Raw genomic sequence first — 25,865 nt, 5'->3', positions numbered from 1 at the left:
ATTAAGTTCGTTCAATTATTTTAAAGCAAAAAACGTTTTAATATCTAGAGTAATATTTATTTTTACATTTTCATTAAATAAAATTTGATCTATTTATTATTTTTAAAACTAATTATGTATAAAGTCTCAGTTAAATAAAAAAGGAGCTGAATAATCAGCTCCTTTTTTGCACTAAATCGAGGTATTAAGTCAATTGAGCAGCTTGGATTTTTTTAGTATCAACTTGATCAGCTTCTTTAGTATATTCGCTCATCTTATCGAAGTTTAAGTATTTGTAGATGTCAGCAGAAGCGCTGTCGATTTGTGACGCATACTGTTGATATTCTTCTGGGCTTGGTAATTTACCAAGTACCGCAGCTACAGATGCAAGCTCAGCAGATGCTAAGTAAACGTTTGCACCTTGACCTAAACGGTTCGGGAAGTTACGAGTAGAAGTCGATACACAAGTTGTGTTCGGCGCTACACGTGCTTGGTTACCCATACATAATGAGCAGCCCGGCATCTCTGTACGTGCACCAGCACGGCCATAGATGTTATACAAGCCTTCTTCCATTAATTGGTGCTCGTCCATACGAGTTGGTGGAGCCAACCATAAACGAGTAGACAATGAACCACCAGGTACTTTGTCAAGTAACTGACCAGCTGCACGGAAGTGACCGATGTTCGTCATACAAGAACCGATGAATACTTCATCAATCTTGTCGCCTTGAACGTCAGAAAGAAGTTTCGCGTCATCTGGATCGTTCGGGCAGCAAAGAATTGGTTCTTTGATGTCAGCTAGATCGATTTCGTAAACTTTTAAGTATTCAGCATCAGCATCAGCTTTTAACAAGCTTGGGTTATCTAACCACTTCTGCATGTTTTCAGCACGACGAGCAAGTGTACGTGCATCACCATAACCTTCTGCAATCATCCACTTCAACATAGTGATGTTAGAACGTAGGTATTCAGCAACTTTCTCTTCAGAAAGTGTGATTGAACAGCCTGCAGCAGAACGTTCAGCTGACGCATCAGAAAGTTCGAATGCTTGTTCAACAGTCAAGTCATTTTCCATTTCTGATAAATCGATCTCAAGGATACGACCAGAGAAGATATTTTTCTTACCTTTCTTCTCTACAGTTAAATCACCCGCTTGAATTGCATAGTAAGGAATTGCATGTACAAGGTCACGTAAAGTGATACCAGGTTGCATTTTACCTTTGAACTTAACAAGTACAGATTCAGGCATATCAAGTGGCATAACACCAGTTGCTGCTGCGAACGCAACAAGACCAGAACCCGCTGGGAATGAAATACCGATTGGGAAACGAGTATGTGAGTCACCACCAGTACCTACTGTATCTGGAAGTAACATACGGTTTAACCAAGAGTGGATAATACCGTCACCTGGACGTAAAGATACACCACCACGGTTCATGATGAAGTCAGGTAATGTATGGTGAGTTGTTACGTCAACTGGTTTTGGATACGCAGCAGTGTGACAGAAAGACTGCATCACTAAGTCAGATGAGAAGCCCAAGCATGCTAAGTCTTTTAACTCGTCACGAGTCATTGGACCTGTCGTATCTTGAGAACCAACTGTAGTCATTTTAGGTTCACAGTAAGTTCCTGGACGGATACCTTGACCTTCTGGTAAACCACATGCGCGGCCAACCATTTTTTGAGCTTGTGTAAAGCCTTTGCCAGTGTCAGCAGGTTGTACTGGAGTACGGAACAATGTAGAAGGTGCAAGACCTAGTTCTTCACGTGCTTTAGCGGTTAAACCACGACCAATGATCAAGTTAATACGACCACCCGCACGTACTTCGTCTAAAAGTACTGGAGTTTTAAGATCTGCTTCAGAGATTTGTACGCCATCTTTAAAAGCAGTTACTTTTGCAGCAGCATGGTCAATTTTCAATACTACTTCGTCGCCCATGTTCATGTTAGCAACGTCGATTTCTACAGGTAATGCACCTGCATCTTCCATAGTGTTGAAGAAAATTGGAGCGATCTTAGAACCTAAGCACACACCACCGTCTTTTTTGTTTGGAATGTGTGGAAGTTCATCACCAAAGAACCAAAGAACAGAGTTAGTTGCAGATTTACGGCTTGAACCTGTACCAACAACGTCACCTACGTAAGCAACTTGATTGCCTTTCGCGATAAGTTCTTTAATTTGGCTTAATGGACCAACTTCACCTGGTTTTTCAGGGTTGATACCATCACGCTCATTTTTCAACATTGCATTTGCGTGTAATGGAATGTCTGGACGGCTCCAAGCATCTTGAGCTGGAGACAAGTCATCAGTGTTTGTTTCACCAGTTACTTTGAACACAGTGATTTTGATTTCTTCTGGGACGTCAGGACGGCTAGTGAACCATTCTGCTTCAGCCCAAGATTGTAAAACAGCTTTAGCAGCTGCATTACCAGCTTTTGCTTTATCTGCTACGTCATGGAATGCATCAAATACAAGAAGAGTTTTCTTTAATGCTTCAGCAGCTAAGCCTGCAAGTTCAGCATTGTCAAGAAGTTCAACAAGTGGTGCTACGTTATAACCACCTAACATAGTACCGAGTAAGTAAACTGCACGTTCTTTAGAAACGAGTGGTGAAGTTGCTTCGCCTTTTGCAATCGCTGCCAAGAACGCTGCCTTTACGTAAGCTGCTTGGTCAACACCTGCAGGAACACGGTTTTCAAGCAAATCAACCAAGAACGCTTCTTCGCCTGCTGGTGGATTTTTTAGTAATTCAACAAGCTGAGCTGTTTGAGCGTCATCAAGTGGCTTCGGTGGGACTCCGAGTGCGGCACGTTCTTCAACGTGTTGGCGGTAAGCTTCTAGCACGGTGTTCATTCCTCTTTTTTTGAAAAATTACTTGCAAATTCCAGCTTTCTTAAAAGCTTCACAAGTAATATGGACTACAAAAGTTTACTAGAGTTCAAGGTAAAAGTTAATGAGCGCGGGGTGTTTCTCCGTGATGCCCATTATTTTGTATCTAAATACCCGTGTTTAAATAATGAGCGTATCGGGCCAAATTGGGCTTTTTTTAAACAAATTAAGCTTTGATTGGATAGAAATTCGATAACCTCATCCACAATTAGAACGATTTATATTTTGGCATTTTGTCATGAGGGGTTGCCAAACACTCACCCATCATTTGCTTTCTAACTTTTTCTTGAATTGCTTGAGGATCTTTTGTCAGTTCTTCTTTTGGAATCGCATAAACTTTTTCAATAATATTAAGAATGAATTTTTTAGTTATCTCATCTTCAATTTTATTTGCATGCTCAACTGCCTGTGTTTTTTCAATTGCTTGCTGACGATCAAAAACAATACTTCTTGCAGCATTTCCTACACTAGTACAAAAGCCATGCCACTGCTCTTCTGGTGTTAATGGTTTCTTTTCTGAACAACCGACAAAGAACAAACTCACTGCAATCAATAAAATCTTTTTCATCACTTCACTACACTAATTATTGCTGTTCATATCATACGGAAAATCATCATTTTTGCAAAAACTGCTATAAAAAAACCGAGGATAGCACAACCTCGGTCTTTTATTTCAGGCACTAGACATGCCTGTTTCATAATTTGAATTAATTAAAGAATTTGATATCCGTAGGTGTTGATATTTTTGCTGCATCACCAGCTGGTGTTAAGGTGCCATTTTTTGCATCGAAACGGAATAAACTAATGTTATTACTATAAACATTGGTTACATATAGATATTTACCAGATGCATCAAATGAGAACGCGCGTGGTTCAATACCATTCGCTTTATAAACTACTGGTTGACCTAGCAAGCCATTTTGTTGGATTTTAAACACTAAAAGTTTGTTATCCGCACCCCGATTAGCAGCAATCACATATTTACCATTTGGACTGAGGATAATTCCACTCGCGCTCTTAAATTCAGGTGTTTTGTCCTCATGGATCAGTTTCAGCTCAGCCACTTTTTTCAAATGACCATCTTGTACGTTAAATGTCACAATCTCACTTCGCATTTCTGCGGTAACATACGCTTGTTTGCCATTTGGTGAAAAGACCATATGGCGTGGGCCAGAACCATGGATAAAAGTCACATCTCGAGTGCTATCTGCTTCGAGTGGTTGAGGCTTGTTAGGGTTATAACGGAAGGTGTAGATTTTGTCATTTCCAAGATCACTAGCATATAGATACTTACCGTCTGGGCTGAAGGTTGTCGAATGTGCATGACCACTTTCCTGACGCCCTTTGACGTGACCAGAACCTTCGTTAAAAACAATATTTTGTACTTTTTCACCTAAATGGCCATTTGGCAAAATTGGTAAAACAGCCACACCACCACGACCTTTGTCAAATGCCGAATAGTTCGATACAAACAGGAATTTACCGTCTAAACTGATTGATGCATGTGTTGGGTGCCCACCATGGCTATCCACAGTGTTCAATACTTCTACCTTTCCATTTTGAATTGATAATGCAGTCACCGCTCCTTCATTTTCTTCATTAGTGGTATATGCAAAACGTCCATCTTTCGACTTCACAATCCAAGAAGGACTTTTCATTTTCAACACATTAACTGGAGTTAAAGTTCCATCGCTATTTACTTGAAGCTGATACAAACCTTCACTGGCCTGTTTTGGTTTTTGCACAAGTGGTGCATCAGGAATTGATGTCCATGTTCCGACTAAAGCAATTTGTTGTTGTGCGGCATTTACGGCGGAGCCCCATCCCAATGATAAAAGCGTCAATGACAATGTTGCTGTTAACTTTTGAATTAGCTCACGATATTTAATATTTGTATCGCTTTCCTTGCTATATTTAATTTCAACACAAGTATCTATTTTCACTAGTATATCCTTGAAAAATTACCTTATTTGCACTTATCAACAAGGTATTATTAATTTAATTTCGTTTGATAATTCTGAAAACTAATTTATAAAACAGCAATTTTCAAGTGAATTTTCTTTAATAATAAGCCTGATCAAGGTTTGCGAACCTATAGGAGAATGGATCGTGTATATGATAAATATTCAAATTTTTAAGTCTTATGAAAGTAGTATTAAATAAAAAGCTCACTTAACGTGAGCTTTTTATTTATAAGTCATTAAAATCAATTACGGCATTATCGATACTAGCGTACTTTTTAATATTTCATTTCCAACCACTAAAAGCGCCAATTATAGAAAAGGTCAATTGCTCTTTCTAAAGACTGACTCGCTTCTAGATATAAACGTCGATTCATTTGATAACGTAAAGTGAGTTTATTTACTGGCGTAAATACTCCGACACCATAACGAATAAACAGATCTGGTGTGATATAACCCGTTAAGCTCACTTGCGTATCATCACCTGTACCTTGTGCATCTAAAGCTAGGCCGCTCAAACCAAACGTACGTCCAATCTGGTTAGTTAAAGCACGTGTACCACCTAAGCCCATACTAATACCTGCTGCAGCAATGGTGTTGTTTACATCAGATTTAAAGCCCTCTGCATTACTTAAACCACTCGAACCTTCATTAATACGTCCAGTAACAAGCGCATTTAATGCTTCTTGTTCAGATAAACCTGCATCGTTATAAACCTGAATGTTTGGTGAGGACGCCGTACCTGTAACACGAACCCCCACCATACTACCCTGAACATTTTTATTCGCATCGATATCTAAAGTCGGGTTTGCCAATGGTCCATTAAAACGGGCAATTGCTCGATTCAAGTCTAGACTTTGCCCATAAGCTTCAATTTTCACTTTTTGGCTAACACCAATCGCCCCGTTAGCTCTCATTGCCGTCTCATAGCCACGTTGGCTTAAGTTTAAACGGCCAACCAATGGAATGTTACTGTTAAAGCCTTGGAATATCACTTGTTTTCCAATATTAACGGAAATATCAGCTCGAATATCCCAAGGTTTAGCAGCCCGTAAAATTGCAAGTGGGTCTTGACCTTGGCGTACGATACGAACATCTGATGAAGTATTAATAATTGGAGCAGTTGTTTCTGGCATTGAAATACGTGCACGAGGAACATCTACAGATCCTTTTAAGCTTAATCGCTTATCAAAAGGATACATATCAAGTGTCAGGTTCGGGTTGGCAATTGCAGTAATTAATGGAGCTTGACGCACTAGTAAATTATCACCTTTCAGATTTAATTGAAGGCGTGGTGCATCTTTCCATTCAAAACTACCTTTGAGTAAACCCACCCCCTGTCCACTGTTAAATGCTCCATCAATTGTTGCCATATCTTGACGAATTGATGAGTAAACCTGAACGTTGGTTAAGTTAACTGGCAAAGAAATCATACTGATTGCACCATTTTTCAGACGCATTTCACCAGTAAACTGAGGTTGAGTTAATGTACCGTTGATTTTACCTGCCAAGGCTAAAGTACCACTCATTGAGCGGACATCTTGGATAAATGGTTTTAAAACTTTTAATTGAACATCATTAAAAGCTACCTCACCATGCATTGGCATTGATGACTGGAATGGGTTGATAATAACGTTCGCATAACCCGTACCAATGTCAGGTGTTTTAACATCAACTCGGAATAACAGTCCCTCTGATACACTTTTTGCAATCACGCCTAACTCATCATAAGCCAGAGTAGTCGCAGGGTCTTGCGGATCTTCAGCAGCCAAACCAATTTCACCTTTACGCGTAATTAAACGTGCATCAAGTTTTGGATTACCACCATTTACCCATGATGCCTTGGCATAGCCATTTAATTGTCCAGTCATTGCCAAACCTTCTGGCATAAATGCCGCGAAATCACTTAAATCCATGTTCTGAGTTACAAAAGAAACATTACCTCGTGCTTTACTCACTCGTAGCGGCTGATCAAAACAGAGTTGACTGTTAGTACTTTGCCAGCAATGTTGACCCACATATAGCTCAGACTTAGCAGAAGAAAAAATTACCGGAGCATTTTGATTTTGTGCCAGACGAATGCGTCTTGAATCAAAACTTCCTTTTTGGATTTGTCCTAACCAATCATTATTTTGGTTAAAGCCTCCAGCTAACTGGACATAAAACTTAGAAATACTATTATTGCCGAGTACTTTCAATAAATGCGCTTTTCTTGTTCCCGTTAAATTCACTTCAGCAGACTGAATTTGTCTATTTCCACTACGCAAATTATCTAATTTTGCGGTTAATTGAGTCGGTGTTGTTTCCGAAGTTGGAAGCTCACCTTGAATACTCAATCTCTTTACGCTGACTAGTGTATTAAAAGCAAAATTATCTACTGCAATATTTGCTGTTGCTTTTAATCGTGGTTGTGATTGAACATTTAGATCTCCATAAGCTCGACCACGTAGCCCTGGATATAACTCGTAGAGTGCTGGCGCATTCAGCTTAATTTTTAGATTTTGTGCATTGCCAGTAGCTTGTAGCTGGTTCTGTCCATACACTAAAAATAAGTTATTTGCTTCAAACTGCTGAGGTAAAAAGCCATTTTGATTGGAATCCATCAATAGAGATAGATTACCTTTACCTCGAACAGGTTTATTATTCAAAAAGCCTGCAAGATTCAATTGTTGAATATTAATTCGCTTCAAGTGATCAGACCAAACCCCTTGAGTTTTCAGATTTCCTGAAATTTCACCTTTAACAGTTGAGGCAAAATATTGAGGCTTAAAGCGTACCAATGAACTATTAATATCCCATGCGATACGATCTTTTAAATTTACAGAACCAGTAGCATAGATTTTTCCAGCCACACCATCGTGTTGTAATTGGCTAATTCGAATAAAATCCGGCGTGCCCGCTATAGAAAACTTCAACAAACCATTTGCCTGTTTTAAGGCTTTTAAAGACCCATCATAATTAACCGCAAAGCCTTTAAAACCGCCACCAGCTTTCACATCATGAAATAATAATGCAGCAGTACTTTTTCCACCTAAACTTACAGTTTCTTGACCTGCTTGAGCCAATCGACCCGTTAAATCAATTTTCTCAAATTGGATAATTTGCTGATTTGGTTTAGCAAAACCATTTGCCTTAATTGAACCATTTAACAAATTAACTGGCGCTGCTGCCTGAATACTTTGCGGATTAAAATCTTTTGCATTTAATAACGCACTCCAAGCCAACTGACGTTTTTCACTAGGTAATAGAACTTTAGCCTGACCCGTTAAGCTACCTTTTTCAGCAGCAAAACTAAAATTAGGAATATTTAAAATATTATCTTTAACATTTAAATTAGCTAGATATTGTCCTGCTGGCAATAAAGTTTTTTCATGCTGATATACTTTTGTAGCAACTTTAATATCTTGTTGGCCATCACGTAACGTTAAATCGACTTGACCATTGTCACTACTTAACCATCCAATATAAGGCATTGCACGGTCTATATTTGCCCAAGCCACATTCATAAGCATCGGCTGAGGTTTATTATTCTTTTCTGGCGCCTGATTAAGTTTGAGTTTCCATGACTCGTAACGGTCAAAGTCAATATTAGCAAATACTTCTGTACCTTTTTCCAAAGACCCAGTTGAGGCAACAGCAGCATCTAAACTTGGCGGTAAAAAGTCTTGAACTACCTGAGGAATTGTTTTGTCTTTAGGATTAATGCGATCTAAACGGCCTTTAATGTCCCAAGTCACATGATCTTTCCAATTCACCAAACCTTTAAGGTTAACGGCACCTTTCATAACTTGGCCATTGAAATCGGTAATATTAAGCTGATGAACTAGATCAGTATTCATCAAAGCGTTGTATTGACCTTCAGGTAAATTCTCACCCTTTAAATCTGTATCAAGTGCCAAATTAAGCTGTTTAATATCACCTTGAAACTTGACCACCCCATTTTTTGCAAAGAGTTTTTGCTCTTGTAGCAAAGGTAAATGATAGTTTTTGAGTAATAGTTCACCTTGCATTGGAACTTCATCACGAACAGGATGCAATATTACCCAACCTGTTAATAGATCAGGAGTAGTTGTTGCAACCCCAGCTTTTATAGTATCTAAACTTCCCCGAGCAGCTACTTTAATATTTTGAATATTTAAACTTTTTAAAGATGGGATTCTTAAATCTGCTGTGGCATCTAATGGATATTTGCCACTGAAATCCATTTTACCTGTTGCGTTGTGGACTGAAAGATAGCCCATATCCATACTGGATTTTTCAAATTCTAGTTTTGTCTCTGACCAGAGCGCATCTTGCAAATGGACATTATAGAAACTTACATCTGAACTCGACAATTTAAGCTCTAAATGGTCGACATCACCTTCATCTACGCGCAAGACAAAAGGTAATTTGATTGGTTTAAATTCAAAAGGTTTACCAGAAGGCGGAGTTTTATTAATAATACGTAAGTTACGCACATCAGCATGGCTTAAATGCACTTCTTTTTCTAATAATAAAGAACGCCATCCTAAGCCTACATCAGCTCGATCTAATGAAACATCGACATCTTTTAATTGCACCAACACATTTTTGAGAATGATACCCCGCAGTAAGTTTCCACCTTCATATTCATATTTAATTATTTTCTGAGCTTCTAATACCCGATCTAATAAAAAACGACTGCCGCGATCCGTTGACATCATGATCACTAACGAAGAAGCCAATAATAACAATATGATCAATATCGTCAGCAAGAAGCTACGCAAAATGCGACGCTTCTTCTTAGGAGAGCTTGGTGCCGAAGTGGGCTGCTGTTCTACTTCCGCCATAAAATAAACCTAATAAAATTTTATTTTTAAAGTTGTGGGCCTATAAAAAAATGTAAACGAATCGGATGGTTCTCATCTGAAATACCCGAAGCGACATCTAAACGGATTGGCCCGATTGGAGACTTCCAGCGAATTCCAACCCCAACGCTATAAGCTGCCGGATTATTAAAGTCTTTATCGTAAGCATTACCAAAGTCAGAAAAAACAGCTGCTCGCCATCCATCTTTGAACTGATAGTTATATTCTAAAGAACCTACAGCTAAAGCTTGGCCCCCAATTTTATATCCATCTACTTCTGGAGAAAGACTCTTATAGTCAAATCCACGAATTGTTTGGTCACCACCCGTAAAGAACCTAAGATTGTACGGAACTTTATCAAAGTCATCTGTAAAGATGTAGCTAAGATCAGATCTTCCAACGAATTGGTGATCATCATTTTCACCTAGAGAATAAATAAATCTCCAACCTGCACTCGCAATTGCCATATTGGCATCAGATAGTAAACTCTCGCTACCTAATTCTAATTTATAAGTTTGTTTAAAAGCTTTGGTTGGGTTTAAACGCGTATTACTCGAGGTTTTAGAAGTTTCATAACTAAATAATAAAGCTTCTTGCTCAGATGCAGCCGTTTTGAACGCATCCGGTAACTCAGAAATATCAACATCCCCTTGTTGAGTCAAACGGTCTAAACGATAACGGACCCCAATAGTATGTTGCCAGTTCCCTAGTGGGCGTTTAATGATTCGCTCCCCCCCAACAACTGCAGATTCAGTAAGCAAACTTACATCTGGACCAATATCATCACGTGTTTCACGCTCATATCCGCCCACGATATTAAAATAGTCATTTAACGGATGCTTATAAGGAATACTATATCGGCCATCAATAGATTGACGAATTTGCGAGACTTCTAAGTTGGCATCAAAAGAATGACCATACTTATTTACAATAGAACGGCGATACTGACTACGTAGTCGCGCACCAGTATCGGTCCCGTAACCAATACCAGTTTCCAGACTATTTAGCTTATCTGCATTTAAAGTCACAATAACCGGAATTCTTTTTGTTTCTCTGGCTTGGGCTTGTAAACGGTCTTGTTCTGTTTCTTGTTGATCTTGTGGAACTGCTGCACTTTGCAACATCGCTGTTTGAGGCTCTGCCTCTTTTGCATTTTGCGTTCCAGCAAACTGTTTTTCATCTACTACGTTTTGTGTAACTTCTTTATTCGACGTCGCTAATTGACGTGCTTTCGCAAGTTGGCGTTGTTCTGGTGATAGTAAATTAGACTCATCAACATCAATATTTTGCTCATCGACCAAAGCTTGTAAATCTGGTGGTAGCTCAAGTGGCTTTTCAATCGGATCTGGTTTGATACTATCAACCAAGGTGTAATTAAAATAGCGTGAGTTGGTTAAATTATTTGCGAGTACATTTACACGCCAGAAGGCATAGTCATCACCCTCTTTCCAAGGTGCCATGCTTTCTAAAATATTTTGATTTAATGGTAAAGGTTTCGAGGGATCGCTCATACGAAACTCGACCTTATCTAATTTATAACGCTCACCGGTCTCGTAGCGTAAATTGATATCAGCCTTATTTTCTGGCTGACTCACTTTCACGTCGTGCAGTCGCCAATAGGCATCAAAATAACCATTATCAGATGCTGCATCGACAATACGGCTTTTAGTGGTTTCATATAAACCATGGTTAAAGATATCACCGACATCTTGATCAGGAACTAAACGAATAACCTGAAATTGCGGCTGCTTTTCACCTGGACCTGTAAATTCAATATTTTGCTCATTAATCCGTACTGGCTCATTTGGCGTAACTCGAACACGTACCCGACTTGGACTTAATTTTTCAAATCTGAACTCAGCATTATAATAACCAACAGCTTGCGCAGCTTGATTACTCAATGTTCTAAGCTGAGGTAAAGCAGCATTAAAGTCTTCAAAGGACTCTTGAGTAAATGTTGATAATTTACCTTTAATATTTTTAGCCAGCACATCTGAAGCGCCTTCCACTTCTGCACTAATACGCGGTACTTGTTCCATCGGAATTGCACGCGGCGGACGCACTTTATTTAAAATACGCTTAAAGAAGCCTGCTTGTTCAGGCGGTTCTTCAACTTCTGGCGTTAATTCAGGCAGTGTTTTTCCGGTCTCATTGGCTTCAACTACAATCTTACTGTCAGATTTAATCTCTTGCATGAGCTGATCAATATTTACAGGTGCCTGATTAATTTGATTTAATTCAGATTGAGTTGCATCGCTTACAGTAACTTCAGGCTGCTTTTGTGCCCCATTTTGAAAGTTCTGTGCTTCACTTTTAGCTTCTTCCGCTACCCTATAAATTTCATTTGCCATATTTTGGTCAACAGGCAAGTCGGGTAAATCTTCAAGATTATCAAGAGTAATTGGCTTAAATTCATCAATTTGATTTGGAAATTGTTCTTGTTGTTGCAATATGGCCAAGCTATCTTGTTGCTGCTGAGCTTGGGTCACAAGTGTGGCAATATCTGTAACTGGAGCAGTGTATTGTTGATTAGTCTGAGCTAATTGTTCAGTTGACTCATCAGATACGGTCTTGTTTAAAATGGATGAACTATTCTCAACAGAAGTTTGAGCAAAACTTGGCGTTACAAAAACACTTAACAACAAGCTGCTACAAATAAGTTTAGGAATGCCCTGCATTTTTAAAATTAAATGCATAGAATGAGAGAGAGTTGACTGTTTAAACTTAATTTTAGAAGGCATAGAAAACTCTAGACTTATTTTTTAATAAAACGCACCAAGGTAAGTGTAAAACTCACTCAAAACCATTGATTTTTCATTTAATCAAGCGTTAAAAATATCATACATGGTTTTCGATGCAAATTAACACTCGGTCACATTTTTTTATAAAACACAATGAAGTTTGCACATGATGAAACAAGATGAGCACCTGATGACCTCACGTCGGTTTGTACCGATGTTTTTTACCCAGTTTTTTGGCGCATTAAATGATAACGTTTTTAAGCAAGCTTTATTATTAGTGATTACTTATGGATGGATTCAGCAACAATCTGCTCCCGTAAGTACTCTTAATAATCTGGCAGCCCTCTTGTTTATTCTGCCATATTTCTTTTTTTCAGCCACAGCTGGACAAATCGCCGACAAATACGAACGTTCTCAACTCGTCCGTGGCATTAAAATTTTAGAAATTATCATTATGCTCATCGGTACTGCTGGTTTCATGTTGGGCCATTTATGGCTACTTCTTCTTGCTTTATTTTTGATGGGTACACATTCGACATTCTTCGGTCCCATTAAATACGCAATTTTGCCTGAAATCTTAAAACCGAATGAGTTAATGTCAGGTAATGCGCTATTTCAATCCGGCACATCCATGGCGATCTTGTTCGGAATGATCTTAGGTGGTGCCGTAATTGCCTCATCAGATGGTAATTTATTGTGGATTAGTATCACCGTAGTGGCTATTGCTTGCATAGGCTATTTATTTAGTCGCTTCATTTTGCCGCAAAAAGTTGCTGCACCTGACTTAAAGATTGACTGGAATTTTATCCGTACAAGCTTTCAAACCATTAAATATGCCAAAAGCTTACCGCTAGTATTCACAATTTTGCTAGGCAACTCATGGTACTGGTTTTATGGCGCGACTTATTTAACTCAAATTCCGCAGCTTACCCAGCAAAACCTTCATGCATCAGAAAATGTCGTTAGCCTGTTACTGACTTTCTTTTCAGTCGGTATTGGTGTGGGTTCTCTTCTTTGCCGTAAAATTGGTGGTTCAGAAATTAATATTAAAATGGTGCCGATTGGTGCAATTGGCCTTACTGTTTTTGCGCTCTACCTTGCTGCCAGTTTAGCTTTTGTACCAGAAAGAACCGGGGCATTACTTACCTTAAAAGACGTTTTTACCCAAGGCTGGGTTTACTACCATGTCATGATTGCGGTGACTTTATTGGGTATTAGTGGCGGTTTTTATATAGTTCCTTTGTATGCCATGATGCAGGCTTATTCACCACGTTCACATCGTGCACGTGTTGTTGCAGCGAATAACATCCTAAATGCCGTTTTTATGGTTTCTTCTGCAATTTTTTCAATCTTAATCTTAAGTGTTTTAAAAATTGATATTAAAATACTCTTTATTATTACAGCTGTACTTAGTGCAATCTTTAGTATTTGGCTTCTAGCACGTCTAAAACCAATGCTTGCCACAGCACATCTTTCTTTGGAGGACTAATTTATGCGCCACTATACTGGAATTGATCAGCTCATTAACTCTTTTGATCAAGCATTACGTAGTCTTGTTCCGGGTGCAACCGCAGCACAGCGCCAAAATCCGGCCGAATCGGTTGAAGCAAAACTAGGTGTAGAAGATGCTCGTCATGTTGCAGGCTTAATGCGTGTTAACCATAGTGGTGAAGTGTGCGCACAAGCCCTTTATCATGGACAAGCATTAACGGCGAAATTACCCAATGTACGCCGTGAAATGCAGCAAGCAGCAATTGAAGAGCAAGACCATTTAGCTTGGTGTGAAGATCGTTTAAAAGAGTTAAATAGCCATACAAGCTTATTAAATCCTATCTGGTATGGCCTTTCATATGGTATGGGCGCTCTTGCGGGTATAGCTGGTGATAAATATAGCTTAGGTTTTGTTGCTGAAACTGAGCGTCAGGTAAGCATGCATTTGCAAGACCATTTAAACCAATTACCTGCTCAAGATGAACGCTCGCGCAAAATTCTAGAGCAAATGAATGAGGATGAGTTGCACCATCGTCATACTGCACTTGAAGCAGGCGGTGTTGAATTACCTTATGCAGTAAAAATCAGTATGACTGCTATTTCAAAGTTAATGACAAAAACTAGTTATTATCTTTAAAAAACAAAGGATTGATCTCCTTCAGATCAATCCTTTTTTAAAATATTATTTTAAGCCATGATCATATTTGAAACGTTCGATATCTCGAATTGAGTTCCAATAGTTTCTGTTAATACGGTCACGATCAATTTGTAATTCTCTTAAAAGCTTACGGTAACGTTCACGCTCTTCTGGCTTTAATTTTTCGTTGTAAGCATTATCAGAATATTGCTTAAACTTTTCGTCATAACGATCATATTCAGCTTTTGCATTGTAGTAATCGGAAGCTGCTCGATAATAAGGTCTTAAACGATTACGCTGCTCAACTGGGCATACATTAATATTGCCGTTACCCTCTAAAGCGTTATAAAAAATATTTGATGGCTGGCAATAATACCCTAAGCCCTCTTTATACCCACGTTCATATGACTTTTGATCTGGAACAATATTGGCTTTTCCACACGCTTTATAATATTGATCTAAACGTGGCGAAGCCCCCTTTGAACCATCTTTCTCACCCACTAATGACCAATTCGCAGTCTTACATTCTTCTACGCTCATTGCAGCACAACCTGAAAGACTGATTGCTAAAATGGCTAAACCGATATTTTTCATATTAAGAGAACTCAAAAATAAAAATTAAAAAAACGCAAAAAATAAAATTCCAGTACATGTGCTATATAAGCCTTGCTCAATTCAAGATTTATACATAAATGTTTAACTGGATAAGATTTTAAGTTTAAAGCAGTTTGACCATCTCACCAAATGAGAAGCTAAAATTTTTAGCTTTGTTTAATTTTAAAAAGAGAAATCCATAGAATTTTATAATGCGCCGACTGCTCTTATACGCTAATTTTACTTTAAAAATTGATCATAAAAATCAAACTCAAGTGATTGATTATTAATAAATAAAAACAACAAACCCCATAAAAAAACCTTTCATTATTTTACTCTTTTTTTACGAGATTAACTTCAAAGGCTACGTTAGGATTTTAGCTAAATAACCACCAAGGTTTTTTATAATGAGTACGCATATTTACCCAAATTTAAACTTACAAAATTCTCACTTTAAGGCATTTAAAATATCAGATGATTTTATTCCTCCAACACAAACCGACATTTTCAACTCAGAGCTTTTTTTGAAAGAAGTTGATGAATATTTAAGTTTATATCCCCACACTCAGCACATTGATATTTGTCTGCATGACTTAAATGGGCATATTCGTGGCAAACGAATTGACGTTAAGAGTCTGAAAAATCTATCTAATGGCTGTTATTTTCCTCTTTCTGTTTATGCCATGAGCCTTGATGGAAAAGTGATTGAAGAAACAGGCCTGGGAAAATATATTGGTGAACCAGATAGACTTTGCCTGCCCATTTTAGGCAGCTTGCAACCAAGTGCCTTATCCCCAGAATTAAATGCTCAGCTTTACCTATCAATGCAAGAAGAAGATGGTTCAGACTGTCGCTATGAACCACGCAATATATTAAAAAAATTATTAAATCAGTTACATACTAATAATTATTTCCCTGTCATGGCTGCCGAGCTAGAGTTTTACCTTTTCTCACCTCAGCATCAGTCTGAAACCTGCATAGAAAACCAATGTTTCGATATAGATGCACCGAATAACTATCAGCAAGTCCTAGATGAAGTTGAGAAAGCAGCCCTACTTCAATCTATTGAAATTACCGCTATTGTTGCGGAATCATCCCCTGGACAATACGAATTAAATCTTCAACACAGCCATGATATTTTAAAGCTCTGCGATCAAATTAATGCTTTAAAAAGAATTGTAAAACAAGTCGCAAGAAAGCATGACTTAACCGCTTGTTTCATGGCGAAACCAAACTTGGCAAAGGCTGGTAGTGGCATGCATTTTCATATGAGCATGCTGAATCAATACCATGAAAATATATTTAGCTCAGAAGTAGAAAAAAATGAGCTTTCAGCTAAATTATTGAGCGCGATTAGTGGCCTAATTGAGTTAATGCCTATATCTATGGCGATTTTAGCACCTAATATTAATTCTTATAGACGTTTTAAAATTGGGCATCATGTGCCATTAGAAGCCAATTGGGATACCAATAATCGTAATGTCGCAATCCGTATTCCATGCTCAGACGTACAAAATCAACGTTTAGAATATCGTGTTGCTGGTGCGGACTGTAATCCCTATCTGGTAACAGCGACTATTTTAGCGGGCGCATCTTATGGCTTATCTCATAAGTTACCGCTGCCAAAACCTGCTCATCTTTTGAAGTTTCAAGATGAGCACATTTTATTAGCTAATAATCAGCCAGAAGCCTTAAAAATATTTAAAGGGAGTCTTATTTTAAAAGGATATTTAGGGGCAGACTTTGTAGAACATTGGTACACGGTTAAACAGGCTGAATATCAAAACATTTATAGTCAAATGACTGAAGCAGAACAACATTGGGATATATAAATAAAAAGAGCAAAAAAACTATAAACCACTTTGCAAACCCTTAGGGAGAAATACCCTAAGGTTTTTTTATATCTAATTAATGATTTTTCTGTTTAGCTAAAAAACGTAACCCAACACCTGGTTCAGTAGCAATATAACGTGGCTGAATCGCATTATCTCCCAACTTACTACGTAACTTCCCCACCAAAATACGTAAATAGTGAGTATCTTCCTGATGGGTTGGTCCCCATAGTTCTTTTAAGAGCTGAGGCTGTGTTAAAAGCTGTCCTTGATAACGCATTAATAGAGTCAAAAGTTGAAACTCTTTTCGAGTTAAAGTAATTGGCTGTTGCTCAATCCAAACTAATCGTTGCATGACATCAACCTTGAGATAACCATCGTCATACACATGAGCTTCTTGCTGAATCGGTTGATTTCTTAGAATGACACGTATGCGCGCCAAAAGCTCTTGCACACTAAAAGGCTTGGTCATGTAGTCATTTGCGCCAGCATCTAGCAAAGCAACTTTTTCGTATTCATCGGCGCGTACAGATAGGACTATAACTGGCACATTCGACCAGCTACGTAATTCTTGAAGCACTTCTTTCCCATCTAAATCGGGTAAGCCTAAGTCTAAAATAACCAAATCAGCCCCTTGAGTTGCCAAAGCCTCTAGGCCTTTGTAACCCGTTTCGCAGAGCGTGGTTTTGTATTTTTGAGTTCTTAAAGCAATGTCTAGAAATTTACGGATTTGAGGCTCATCATCAATAATCACAATACGTGTTTCTACAGGTGATGTTTCTGAACTTATCATGAATTTACAACTTATTCTTTTACTGGATGAATGGGTAATTTGATTTGAATTAAAGTACCTTTATTTTGGCGCCCTGAAAATGCTTCTATTGTACCCATATGAGCACCAATAATCGCTTTTACAATTGTTAGCCCTAAACCTGTACCAAATTTTCCACGGTCTCCACGCTCCATAGTATAAAACATATCAAAAATGCGGTGTCTTTCGTCTTCAGGAATTCCCGCTCCTCTATCTTCAATTTCAATTTTTACTTCATCTTCTGATGAAAGCTGAGCACGAATCATGACTGGTTCATCTGGAGGTGAAAAGTTTGCGGCATTTTCTAAAACATTAAAAATAGCTTGCTCTACCAGTGCTGGGTGTACATATAAACTAATCGGTTGCTCAGGTAACTGAACGACCACTTGCGTATCTGGTTTATAGCGCTTTAAACGGCGGGTTGCAGAACCAATTAATTCATCTACACCAATCCAGTCCCTTTTTAAAGTTAGACCCTCGTGTCCCAAACGGGTCATATCAAGCAAGTTTTGAATATAACGGTCTAAGCGCTCACCTTCTAAATGAATTGTTTCGAGTAAATCCTGTTGGTCTTGTTCTGTCATTTCAGCTTTAAAATGGGCAAGTGTGTCTGCTGCCCCAATAATAGAAGCGAGTGGTGAACGTAAATCATGCGATACTGAAGATAATAAAGCAGAACGTAAGCGCTCTGTTTCACTAGTGACTTTTGCTTGTTCAAGCTCATTCACCAATTGGGTTCGAAGTACTGCCTGTGCAATATATTCGATTACACTTTCCGTCAGTTTCTTTTGCTCAAAATTTAAGGAAACCACTTCATCCTTAAAGTAAATTCCCACAATACCTAGGGTATTTTTTTGTTCTAAAAGAGGTAAAAACCACCAGTTTGATTGACTAAGAGTATCGGTAAAACGTCCGCACGGCTGCCTGTGTTTCAAGCACCATTCTGCGGCTACTTTTTCTTTATCATTTAGCTCAATATCAGATGAAATTATTTTATCTCGAATAGAAATCCACACTTTAGTTTGAAGTTGTGTTTCTAAAGTCATACGTCCTGTTTGCATGACTTCTTCAAGGTTTACTGCACTAGAAAGCTTACGCGCCAAGTCTTGCATTACCGTAGTGTAGGCATTGGCAGCTTTTAAAGATAAAACTTGCTGGCGTAACTGAGAAGCCAAACGTCCAGCAATTAAAGCTGCTGCAAAAAAAGCCACAACGGTGACTACCCCTTGGTGTGCTGAAATCTGAAAGGTATAACGTGGTGCAATAAAGAAAAAATTATAGGCCAAGAAACATATTAAGGCTGCCACTACGGCAGCTAACATTCGAGTTTTAGTTGCAACAATTAAAACAGAAATAATAAAGATGACAGAGAAGTCTTCAATACCAAATAGAACTTCGGCGAAGTGAGCTAGAAAAATGCTACCGCACGTCACAGCTAAAACAAAAATGCTTTCTTTTAATGATAAAAATGAAGGTTTTTCGAGCTGATTAATCTTTTTAGTGCCCTGTTCTGGGTGCAAAATGGTTAAAGCAATCGAGTTTTCTTGATTTAATAATTGCTGAGCTAAATTTTTCTTAAATAACGTTAACCACCACGGCGAAATACTTTTGCCAATGACTAGATTCGAAATTCCTCGGTCAACCGCGGCATCCATTAACACTGACGCAACTCGATGCCCATATAAGACTTCTGTTCGACCACCGAGTTGCCGAGCCAGCTCAAACGCACGGTCAATCTCAATGTATTCTTTTTTATAAGAACTCACTGAACTCTGTCCAAAGTCCAGACTTTTAGCAACATTCACTACAGTCCATGTAGCCCCATTACGTTCTGCTAAGCGGCAGCCTGCTCGCACTAAATATTCAGAAGAGCCTTGCCCATCTATCGCAATCATCAATTCATTTTGCAACGATATAGATTTCAAACCCTTTGAGGCATAACTCTCTTTTAAGTCTGAATCGACATGCTCAGCAACGCATTGCATTGCCAGTTCACGTAATGCCGTTAAATTTGAAATGCTAAAAAAGCCTTGTAATGCCAGATTTGCTTGCTCTGGTACATAGACTTTTCCTTGATGGAGCCTTTCAATGAGTTCACTGACGGGTAAATCAATTAAGCGAATGTCACGAATACGATCAAATACCCGATCTGGTACCGTTTCATTTACTCGAATTCCCGTAATCTGGTACACCACATCATTTAGGCTTTCTAAATGTTGAATATTAATGGTCGTAAATACATCAATACCTGCATCTAGCAATTCATTGACATCTTGCCACCGTCGTTCATGACGACTATTTGGGACGTTGCGATGAGCCAACTCATCAACTAAAACGATTTGCGGATGCCTAAGTAAAATAGCATCCAAGTCCATTTCTTCTAAAATATGCCCCTGATATTGCATTTCTTTTCTAGCAATCTGAGGCAACCCTTCCAAAATTTTTAGAGTTTCGATTCTTCCATGGGTTTCAACAATACCCACAACAACATCTGTACCCTGTTGAAATAACTCTTTGGCACGGGCGAGCATGGCATAGGTTTTTCCAACACCAGGTGCAGCACCAAGAAAGACCGTTAGTCGACCGGCTTGATATCTGTTGACATGATTTAATAAGGCCTCAGCCTGATTTTCGCGATTGCTTTGCACTTAATATCATCCGGTAAACTAACAACTTTATTTTTAAGTTAATGTGTAGATTGTAATTGATCTAAAGCAATATTGAGTTCTAATACATTAACATGAGCTTGCCCCAATACACCAAACTGCATCGGTTCAATATGCTTTTGGAGTAACTCTTCCACAACCTTAGGGTCTAAATGACGCGCTTGAGCCACTCGAGTAACCTGTAACTGAGCAGATTCAGGACTAATATGCGGATCAATACCACTCCCCGATTTAGTCACCAAATCGCTTGGAATCGGTGTATTACCTGTATGATCTTGTTTTTTCACCGCAAGAATCTGAGCATCAATTTGTTGCTGTAGTTCAGGATTAGTACGAGCTAAATTTGTACCTGCCATAGCCATCGGGTCATAAGCGACTGCTGAAGGACGTGGATGAAAATAAGCCTCTCCCACAAATGGCTGAGCGACCAACGTTGACCCTAAAGTTTTATGGTCTATTTCAATCAAACTACCATTGGCCTGATTATTAAATAAAACTTGTCCAGCACCTGTTGCGATAGCACTATAAACAGCACCGCACCCCACCAGAGTAAAAATTAATAATCCCAAAGATGCTCTTAAGGTCTGACCCAAATTTGCTTCTGAATTTTGTACATAAGTTTTCATTTCAAACTCCAGATTACAAACCAAATAATTGAACAATCACTACATCAATCGCTTTAATGGCAATGAATGGTAGAACCACACCGCCCACCCCATAAATCAACATATTTCGACGTAGTAACTGAGTTGCCGTTGAGGGTTTAAATTTCACGCCTCGGAGTGCGATTGGAATTAATAACGGGATAATAATCGCGTTAAAAATTAATGCAGATAAAATCGCACTGCTTGGACTTGCTAAGTGCATTACATTCAATACTTGCATTTGTGGAATTGCAGCAGCGAACAATGCAGGCAAGATGGCAAAGTATTTAGAGACGTCGTTTGCTAACGAAAATGTTGTTAAAGCACCACGGGTAATCAGCTGCTGTTTCCCAATCTCAACCACAGCAAGTAGTTTGGTCGGGTCAGAGTCTAAATCAACCATGTTGCCGGCTTCTTTTGCAGCTTGTGTACCCGAGTTCATGGCTAAGCCAATATCGGCTTGTGCTAGTGCTGGTGCATCGTTGGTTCCGTCACCGACCATCGCAACTAAACGGCCTTGTTGTTGTTCTGTGCGAATACAAGCCAATTTGTCTTCTGGTTTTGCTTCGGCAATATAATCATCTACACCAGCTTCAGCAGCAATTGCGGCGGCAGTTAATGGGTTATCACCTGTAACCATAACAGTTTTAATACCCATTTCTCTTAAACGAGCAAAACGCTCTTTAATGCCGTGTTTAATTACATCAGAGAGTTCGATGACACCCAATACATGATGTTGATTTGCGGCAACCAATGGTGTCGCACCCTTTTTGGCAACTTGTTCAACACGTGCTTTTAATTCTAAATCTTGAGAATAATCTTCATCTACAAACTTCAAGATCGCATCTAAAGCACCTTTACGAATTTGGTCACCATTCGGTAAATTCACACCAGAAATTCGAGTCGAAGCACTAAAAGAGATAAATTCGGCTTGCTCAGGTTCTTGCTGTTTTAAACCCTGTTCTTTTGCTAACTTAACAATCGATTTCCCTTCTGGTGTTGGGTCGGCTAGTGAACTTACCCAAGCAGCAGCTCTCAACTCAGACTCGGTTACCGAAGTTAAAGGATAAAAAGAGGTCGCTTGACGGTCACCATAAGTAATGGTTCCTGTTTTATCGAGTAAAAGCACATCAATGTCACCCGCGACTTCTACCGCTTTACCTGATTTCGCCAAAACATTGGCTTTGAGGGCACGATTCATCCCCGCAATACCAATCGCAGGTAACAAGCCACCAATGGTTGTAGGAATCAAACAGACCAATAATGCCACGAGCACAACTGGATCAAGTTCAATATGCAAGTACTTGGCAATAAATGGCAAGCTAATCACGACAATTAAGAACGTGATTGTCATCACCATTAACAAGAAGCCAAGTGCAATCTCATTCGGTGTTTTTTGGCGATTTGAGCCTTCAACCAAAGCAATCATACGGTCTAAGAAACTTTGACCAGATTCAGCAGTCACTTGCACAACAATACGATCTGTAAGTACTTTGGTTCCGCCAATAACACCTGAACGGTCTGTTCCAGCCTCACGTAACACTGGTGCTGACTCACCTGTAACAGCTGATTCATTAATGGTCGCAAAGCCTTCTACAATTTCACCATCAGCTGGAACAAGCTCACCTGCATGTACTTCAATAAAATCATTTAAATGAAGTTCGGTCGCTGCAACTTGAGTCGCTTGACGGTCTGTCAAAGAGTTGAGTCTTCGAGCGGTTAAATTTTCTCTTGCTGCACGTAGTGAAGATGCCTGCCCACGGCCTCGAGCCTCTGCAACAGCCTCGGCATAGTTAGCAAATAAAATGGTAATAAACAGAATTGCTGTAACCACTAAACCAAATAACAGTGTGGTGTAACCTAAGATAGTACTAATGCCTGTAACAACTGTCCCAAGCCATACAATTGCCATCACAGGGTTTTTAATTGCATGCTGCGGTAGCAGTTTCACAAATGCATTTTTCCAAACTTCAAAATTTGGCACTGCCATGGTTTGTTTATGGCTATTTACATGAGTTTGTGTATTCATTTTCACTCGCCTCCTTAGCCTTTAACCAACAAAAGTTGATCGGCAATAGGCCCAAGGACAAGAACTGGCATAAATTGTAATAAGGTAAGCAACACAACAATCGTAATCAGCGTTAAAGCAAAGGTTGGAGTTTCAACTTGAAGACTACCTGCTGTTTCGGGTGCTTTTCTTTTTGCTGCTAAACGTGTCGCAATCATTAATGGCAAAATTAAGGTCGGAAAACGTCCTAACAGTAGAGCGATACTACAAGTAACATTCCACCATACAGTGTTGTCTCCAAGACCTTCAAAACCTGAACCATTGTTGGCAAATGCAGAAACATATTCGTAGAACACTTGGCTAATACCATGTGGTCCCGGATTACTAATTCCAGATATGCCTGGAACGCTGAGGCTTAATGCGGTGAATGCAAGAATAACTAAAGGTTGAATCAAGATAATAATCGCGAGCAATTTAATTTCTGCTGCTTCAATCTTGCGCCCAAACAATTCAGGGGTACGGCCTGTCATTAAACCTGCAATAAATACTGCAAGTAACAGATAAATCATAAACTGTTGCAGACCACAGCCTACACCACCCCAAATCGCATTAATCAACATATTGATGAGTTCGACTAAACCAGTAAGCGGTGCAGAAGAATCATGCATCATATTGACCGAACCGTTATTCACCTGCGTAGTGATCGCTGCCCAAACTGCTGATGCAGCTGGTCCAAATCGTTGTTCTTTACCTTCCATTACGGCAAGTTGAGATGCTGTCGATAACATACTCTCAGACCAGACAGCCGCTGCACCTGAAATAATCGACATGAAAAGCATGCTACCAAACACAAAGTAAGCAAATTTTTTACGCTGGGTAAAATGCCCAACCATAAAAATCACGGTAAGTGGAATAAGTAATATCGCAATCATTTCTAATAAATTAGAAAGCGGTGTTGGATTTTCTAAAGGCACACTACTATTTGGACCATACCAACCGCCACCATTACTTCCCAATTGCTTAATCGCTACCATTGGTGCAACTGGACCTAATGGAATTTTTTGGGTTTGAACTGTATTGGCTTTATCAATCAGCTGTACTTCAGGTCCGCCTTGGAAAGTCGCTGGTACGCCTTGGCTGTTGAGCAATAAAGACCAAACAAAACAGAGCGGAAGTAAGAATCGGACTGTAGGGCGAATTACATCTGCCCAATAGTTCCCAATTAAAATTTGGTCTGGCTGCTCGGCAACATCGGCTGCAATATGGCTTGGGCGCTGATAAAAGAAAGCTCTTAAGGTCGCGACAACTAAAGCCAGCCCCATCATTGGAGTAATGACTTGCAAACCCACAATACCTGTCATTTGCGACAAATAAGATAATTGAGCTTGCCCAGAATAATGCTGTTGATTGGTATTAGTTAAAAATGAAATAACCGTGTGTAATGCTAAATCCCAACTCATATTTGGTGCATGATTTGGATTTAATGGTAGCCATGCTTGTGTCATAAAAATAGCAAAAACGGCCACAGCTAGAAAAACACAGCTAACAACAAATGCTAGCGAATATTGTTTCCAGTTCATTTGTTGTTGTGGGGATATACCTAATAAGCGATAAACAGGATTTTCAATCCAGCGAAATAATCCATCACCCCACATTGGCTGATTTGTCATCACTTTGGATAGATATTTACCGAGGCACCATGCTAGAAGAATAGTAATAAATAAAACAAGTATAAGTTCTAACATGGCTATTCTCCTCTATACCCCTTGGCTTGATTTGCCAAACTGGAAATAAGGAGAGATGAAGAAATATCATTTGTTTTAAGTCCGCATAACACAATGCTAGACTGATGCAAGATGCACATTTGAGAATTTATAAGCATCTTTATTGTCCTGAAATAACACTAATTTAGTGAATTTCAGTATGGATAAAATGCCCGTAAATTCTCTATTGAGGAACTCAAAGACCGCGTAAAGTTTGCGTAAAATCTAGTTTGAAAGCCTTTAAACTTTAAAATTAACGACTGGATAAATCATGCTATCAGCCTTTAAGGTTTCACAAGGCCAAAGTTCATATAAGGGAATTTTTACATCAAGCGCCAAAGGTAATTTTTTAGAATTAAATTGCATATGGTCCAGATCACTTCCCCATGCAATCAAATCTACATCTAAAGAAATATGATGCGATGGACGAACACGTCCCGAATCTGACTCAAGTTTCTTTAAAAAAGATTCTATTTGGTCACACGATAAAGTACTTTTTAATAGACATGCTGAATTCCAATAATCATCTCCAATACCATCTCGGCATGGAATTTGATAAACAGATGAAAACTGCACTTTCCCCAAAGTTGCTAATTGCGTATACGCAAAAGTAAAGTGCTGATCTGCGTCTAAATTACTCGCTAGGGCGAGCGCAAAAATTGTTTCTGGTGCGTTCAAGACGAATTCCTACAGCATTAGCTTCTGCAATGATGGCGGGCTTACGGATGGTTATGGTAATTTTTTCAATTGTTGGAAAGGTTTCAAATAAACATTTCAAAACAAGATGTGCTGCATGTTCAATTAATTCAGGTTTAGCTTGTTGAATGGTTTGAGCCGATAACTCACAAATTTGGGCATAGTTGAGTGTGTCCTCAAGTTTGTCCGACTGCGCTGCTCGGCTCAAATCATTATGGATGGTTAAATCCAACATTAAAGGTTGAATAATTTGTCTTTCCCAGTTGAAACAGCCAATCACTGTCTCAACCTTCAAGCCTTCAATAATAATGGCATCCATAAATTTA

15 protein-coding genes and 1 pseudogene are annotated in these 25,865 nt (G+C 39.0%); 3 read left to right on the top strand and 13 right to left on the bottom strand.

Annotated elements, in window-relative coordinates:
* Positions 1 to 184: 184 nt before the first annotated feature.
* The 5 genes and pseudogenes from acnB to ytfM form a co-directional block, all read right to left on the bottom strand.
* A complete protein-coding gene (gene acnB, locus SOI76_RS06710; RefSeq protein ID WP_002119674.1) occupies positions 185 to 2,824 on the bottom strand; it encodes a bifunctional aconitate hydratase 2/2-methylisocitrate dehydratase in 2,640 nt (879 codons plus the stop codon).
* A gap of 253 nt (positions 2,825 to 3,077) precedes the next feature.
* The gene (locus tag SOI76_RS06705; RefSeq protein ID WP_104078926.1) at positions 3,078 to 3,440 is read right to left on the bottom strand and encodes a hypothetical protein; all 363 of its coding nucleotides are present in this window, start codon (positions 3,438 to 3,440) and stop codon (positions 3,078 to 3,080) included.
* Positions 3,441 to 3,576: 136 nt separating this feature from the next.
* Complete coding sequence (ykgB, locus tag SOI76_RS06700; protein WP_104078927.1) at positions 3,577 to 4,812, bottom strand: lactonase family protein; 1,236 nt, start codon at positions 4,810 to 4,812, stop codon at positions 3,577 to 3,579.
* Positions 4,813 to 5,129: 317 nt separating this feature from the next.
* On the bottom strand, positions 5,130 to 9,638 hold the full coding sequence (locus SOI76_RS06695; protein ID WP_104078928.1) for a translocation/assembly module TamB domain-containing protein: 4,509 nt from the start codon (positions 9,636 to 9,638) through the stop codon (positions 5,130 to 5,132).
* A 26-nt stretch (positions 9,639 to 9,664) separates the two neighbouring features.
* Positions 9,665 to 12,169: pseudogene (ytfM, locus tag SOI76_RS06690) on the bottom strand (autotransporter assembly complex protein TamA); the annotation flags it as partial.
* 394 nt (positions 12,170 to 12,563) lie between these two features.
* Here ytfM and lplT point away from each other — a divergent pair.
* A complete protein-coding gene (lplT, locus tag SOI76_RS06685) occupies positions 12,564 to 13,886 on the top strand; it encodes an MFS transporter (protein ID WP_104078929.1) in 1,323 nt (440 codons plus the stop codon).
* A gap of 3 nt (positions 13,887 to 13,889) precedes the next feature.
* Positions 13,890 to 14,525 (top strand): 2-polyprenyl-3-methyl-6-methoxy-1,4-benzoquinone monooxygenase, encoded by a 636-nt coding sequence (gene coq7, locus SOI76_RS06680; protein WP_032054145.1) that lies wholly within the window; start codon positions 13,890 to 13,892, stop codon positions 14,523 to 14,525.
* 45 nt (positions 14,526 to 14,570) lie between these two features.
* On the opposite strand, the gene SOI76_RS06675 is transcribed toward coq7, so the two are convergent.
* The gene (locus tag SOI76_RS06675) at positions 14,571 to 15,119 is read right to left on the bottom strand and encodes a DUF2799 domain-containing protein (RefSeq protein WP_104078930.1); all 549 of its coding nucleotides are present in this window, start codon (positions 15,117 to 15,119) and stop codon (positions 14,571 to 14,573) included.
* A gap of 407 nt (positions 15,120 to 15,526) precedes the next feature.
* On the opposite strand from SOI76_RS06675, the gene puuA reads away from it, so the two are divergent.
* Entirely contained in the window at positions 15,527 to 16,951 is a 1,425-nt protein-coding gene (gene puuA / locus SOI76_RS06670) for a glutamine synthetase family protein (RefSeq protein WP_104078931.1), read from the top strand.
* A gap of 76 nt (positions 16,952 to 17,027) precedes the next feature.
* Here the strand turns inward: puuA and kdpE are convergent, their stop codons facing one another.
* From kdpE to folB, 7 genes are all read right to left on the bottom strand, one after another.
* Positions 17,028 to 17,744, bottom strand: coding sequence for a response regulator (gene kdpE / locus SOI76_RS06665; protein ID WP_000625746.1), 717 nt, complete (start codon positions 17,742 to 17,744; stop codon positions 17,028 to 17,030).
* A gap of 11 nt (positions 17,745 to 17,755) precedes the next feature.
* Positions 17,756 to 20,410 carry a sensor histidine kinase gene (gene kdpD, locus SOI76_RS06660; RefSeq protein WP_104078932.1) on the bottom strand — a complete coding sequence of 885 codons (2,655 nt, stop codon included), beginning with the start codon at positions 20,408 to 20,410 and terminating at the stop codon, positions 17,756 to 17,758.
* 38 nt (positions 20,411 to 20,448) lie between these two features.
* Positions 20,449 to 21,054 (bottom strand): potassium-transporting ATPase subunit KdpC, encoded by a 606-nt coding sequence (kdpC, locus tag SOI76_RS06655; protein ID WP_104078933.1) that lies wholly within the window; start codon positions 21,052 to 21,054, stop codon positions 20,449 to 20,451.
* A gap of 13 nt (positions 21,055 to 21,067) precedes the next feature.
* Entirely contained in the window at positions 21,068 to 23,107 is a 2,040-nt protein-coding gene (gene kdpB / locus SOI76_RS06650; RefSeq protein ID WP_104078934.1) for a potassium-transporting ATPase subunit KdpB, read from the bottom strand.
* 8 nt (positions 23,108 to 23,115) lie between these two features.
* Positions 23,116 to 24,825: a potassium-transporting ATPase subunit KdpA gene (kdpA, locus tag SOI76_RS06645; protein WP_104078935.1), complete on the bottom strand. Its 1,710-nt coding sequence runs from the start codon at positions 24,823 to 24,825 to the stop codon at positions 23,116 to 23,118.
* A gap of 258 nt (positions 24,826 to 25,083) precedes the next feature.
* A complete protein-coding gene (locus SOI76_RS06640) occupies positions 25,084 to 25,521 on the bottom strand; it encodes a 2-amino-4-hydroxy-6-hydroxymethyldihydropteridine diphosphokinase (protein WP_104078936.1) in 438 nt (145 codons plus the stop codon).
* Positions 25,478 to 25,858, bottom strand: a complete 381-nt coding sequence (gene folB / locus SOI76_RS06635; protein ID WP_104078937.1) for a dihydroneopterin aldolase — start codon at positions 25,856 to 25,858, stop codon at positions 25,478 to 25,480. Before folB ends, SOI76_RS06640 begins: the two co-directional genes overlap by 44 nt.
* Positions 25,859 to 25,865 lie beyond the last annotated feature (7 nt).

The sequence above is a fragment of the Acinetobacter pittii genome, from assembly GCF_034064985.1.
GTDB classification, from domain to species: Bacteria; Pseudomonadota; Gammaproteobacteria; order Pseudomonadales; family Moraxellaceae; genus Acinetobacter; species Acinetobacter pittii_H.
This window is presented reverse-complemented; position numbering and strand designations above follow the sequence as displayed.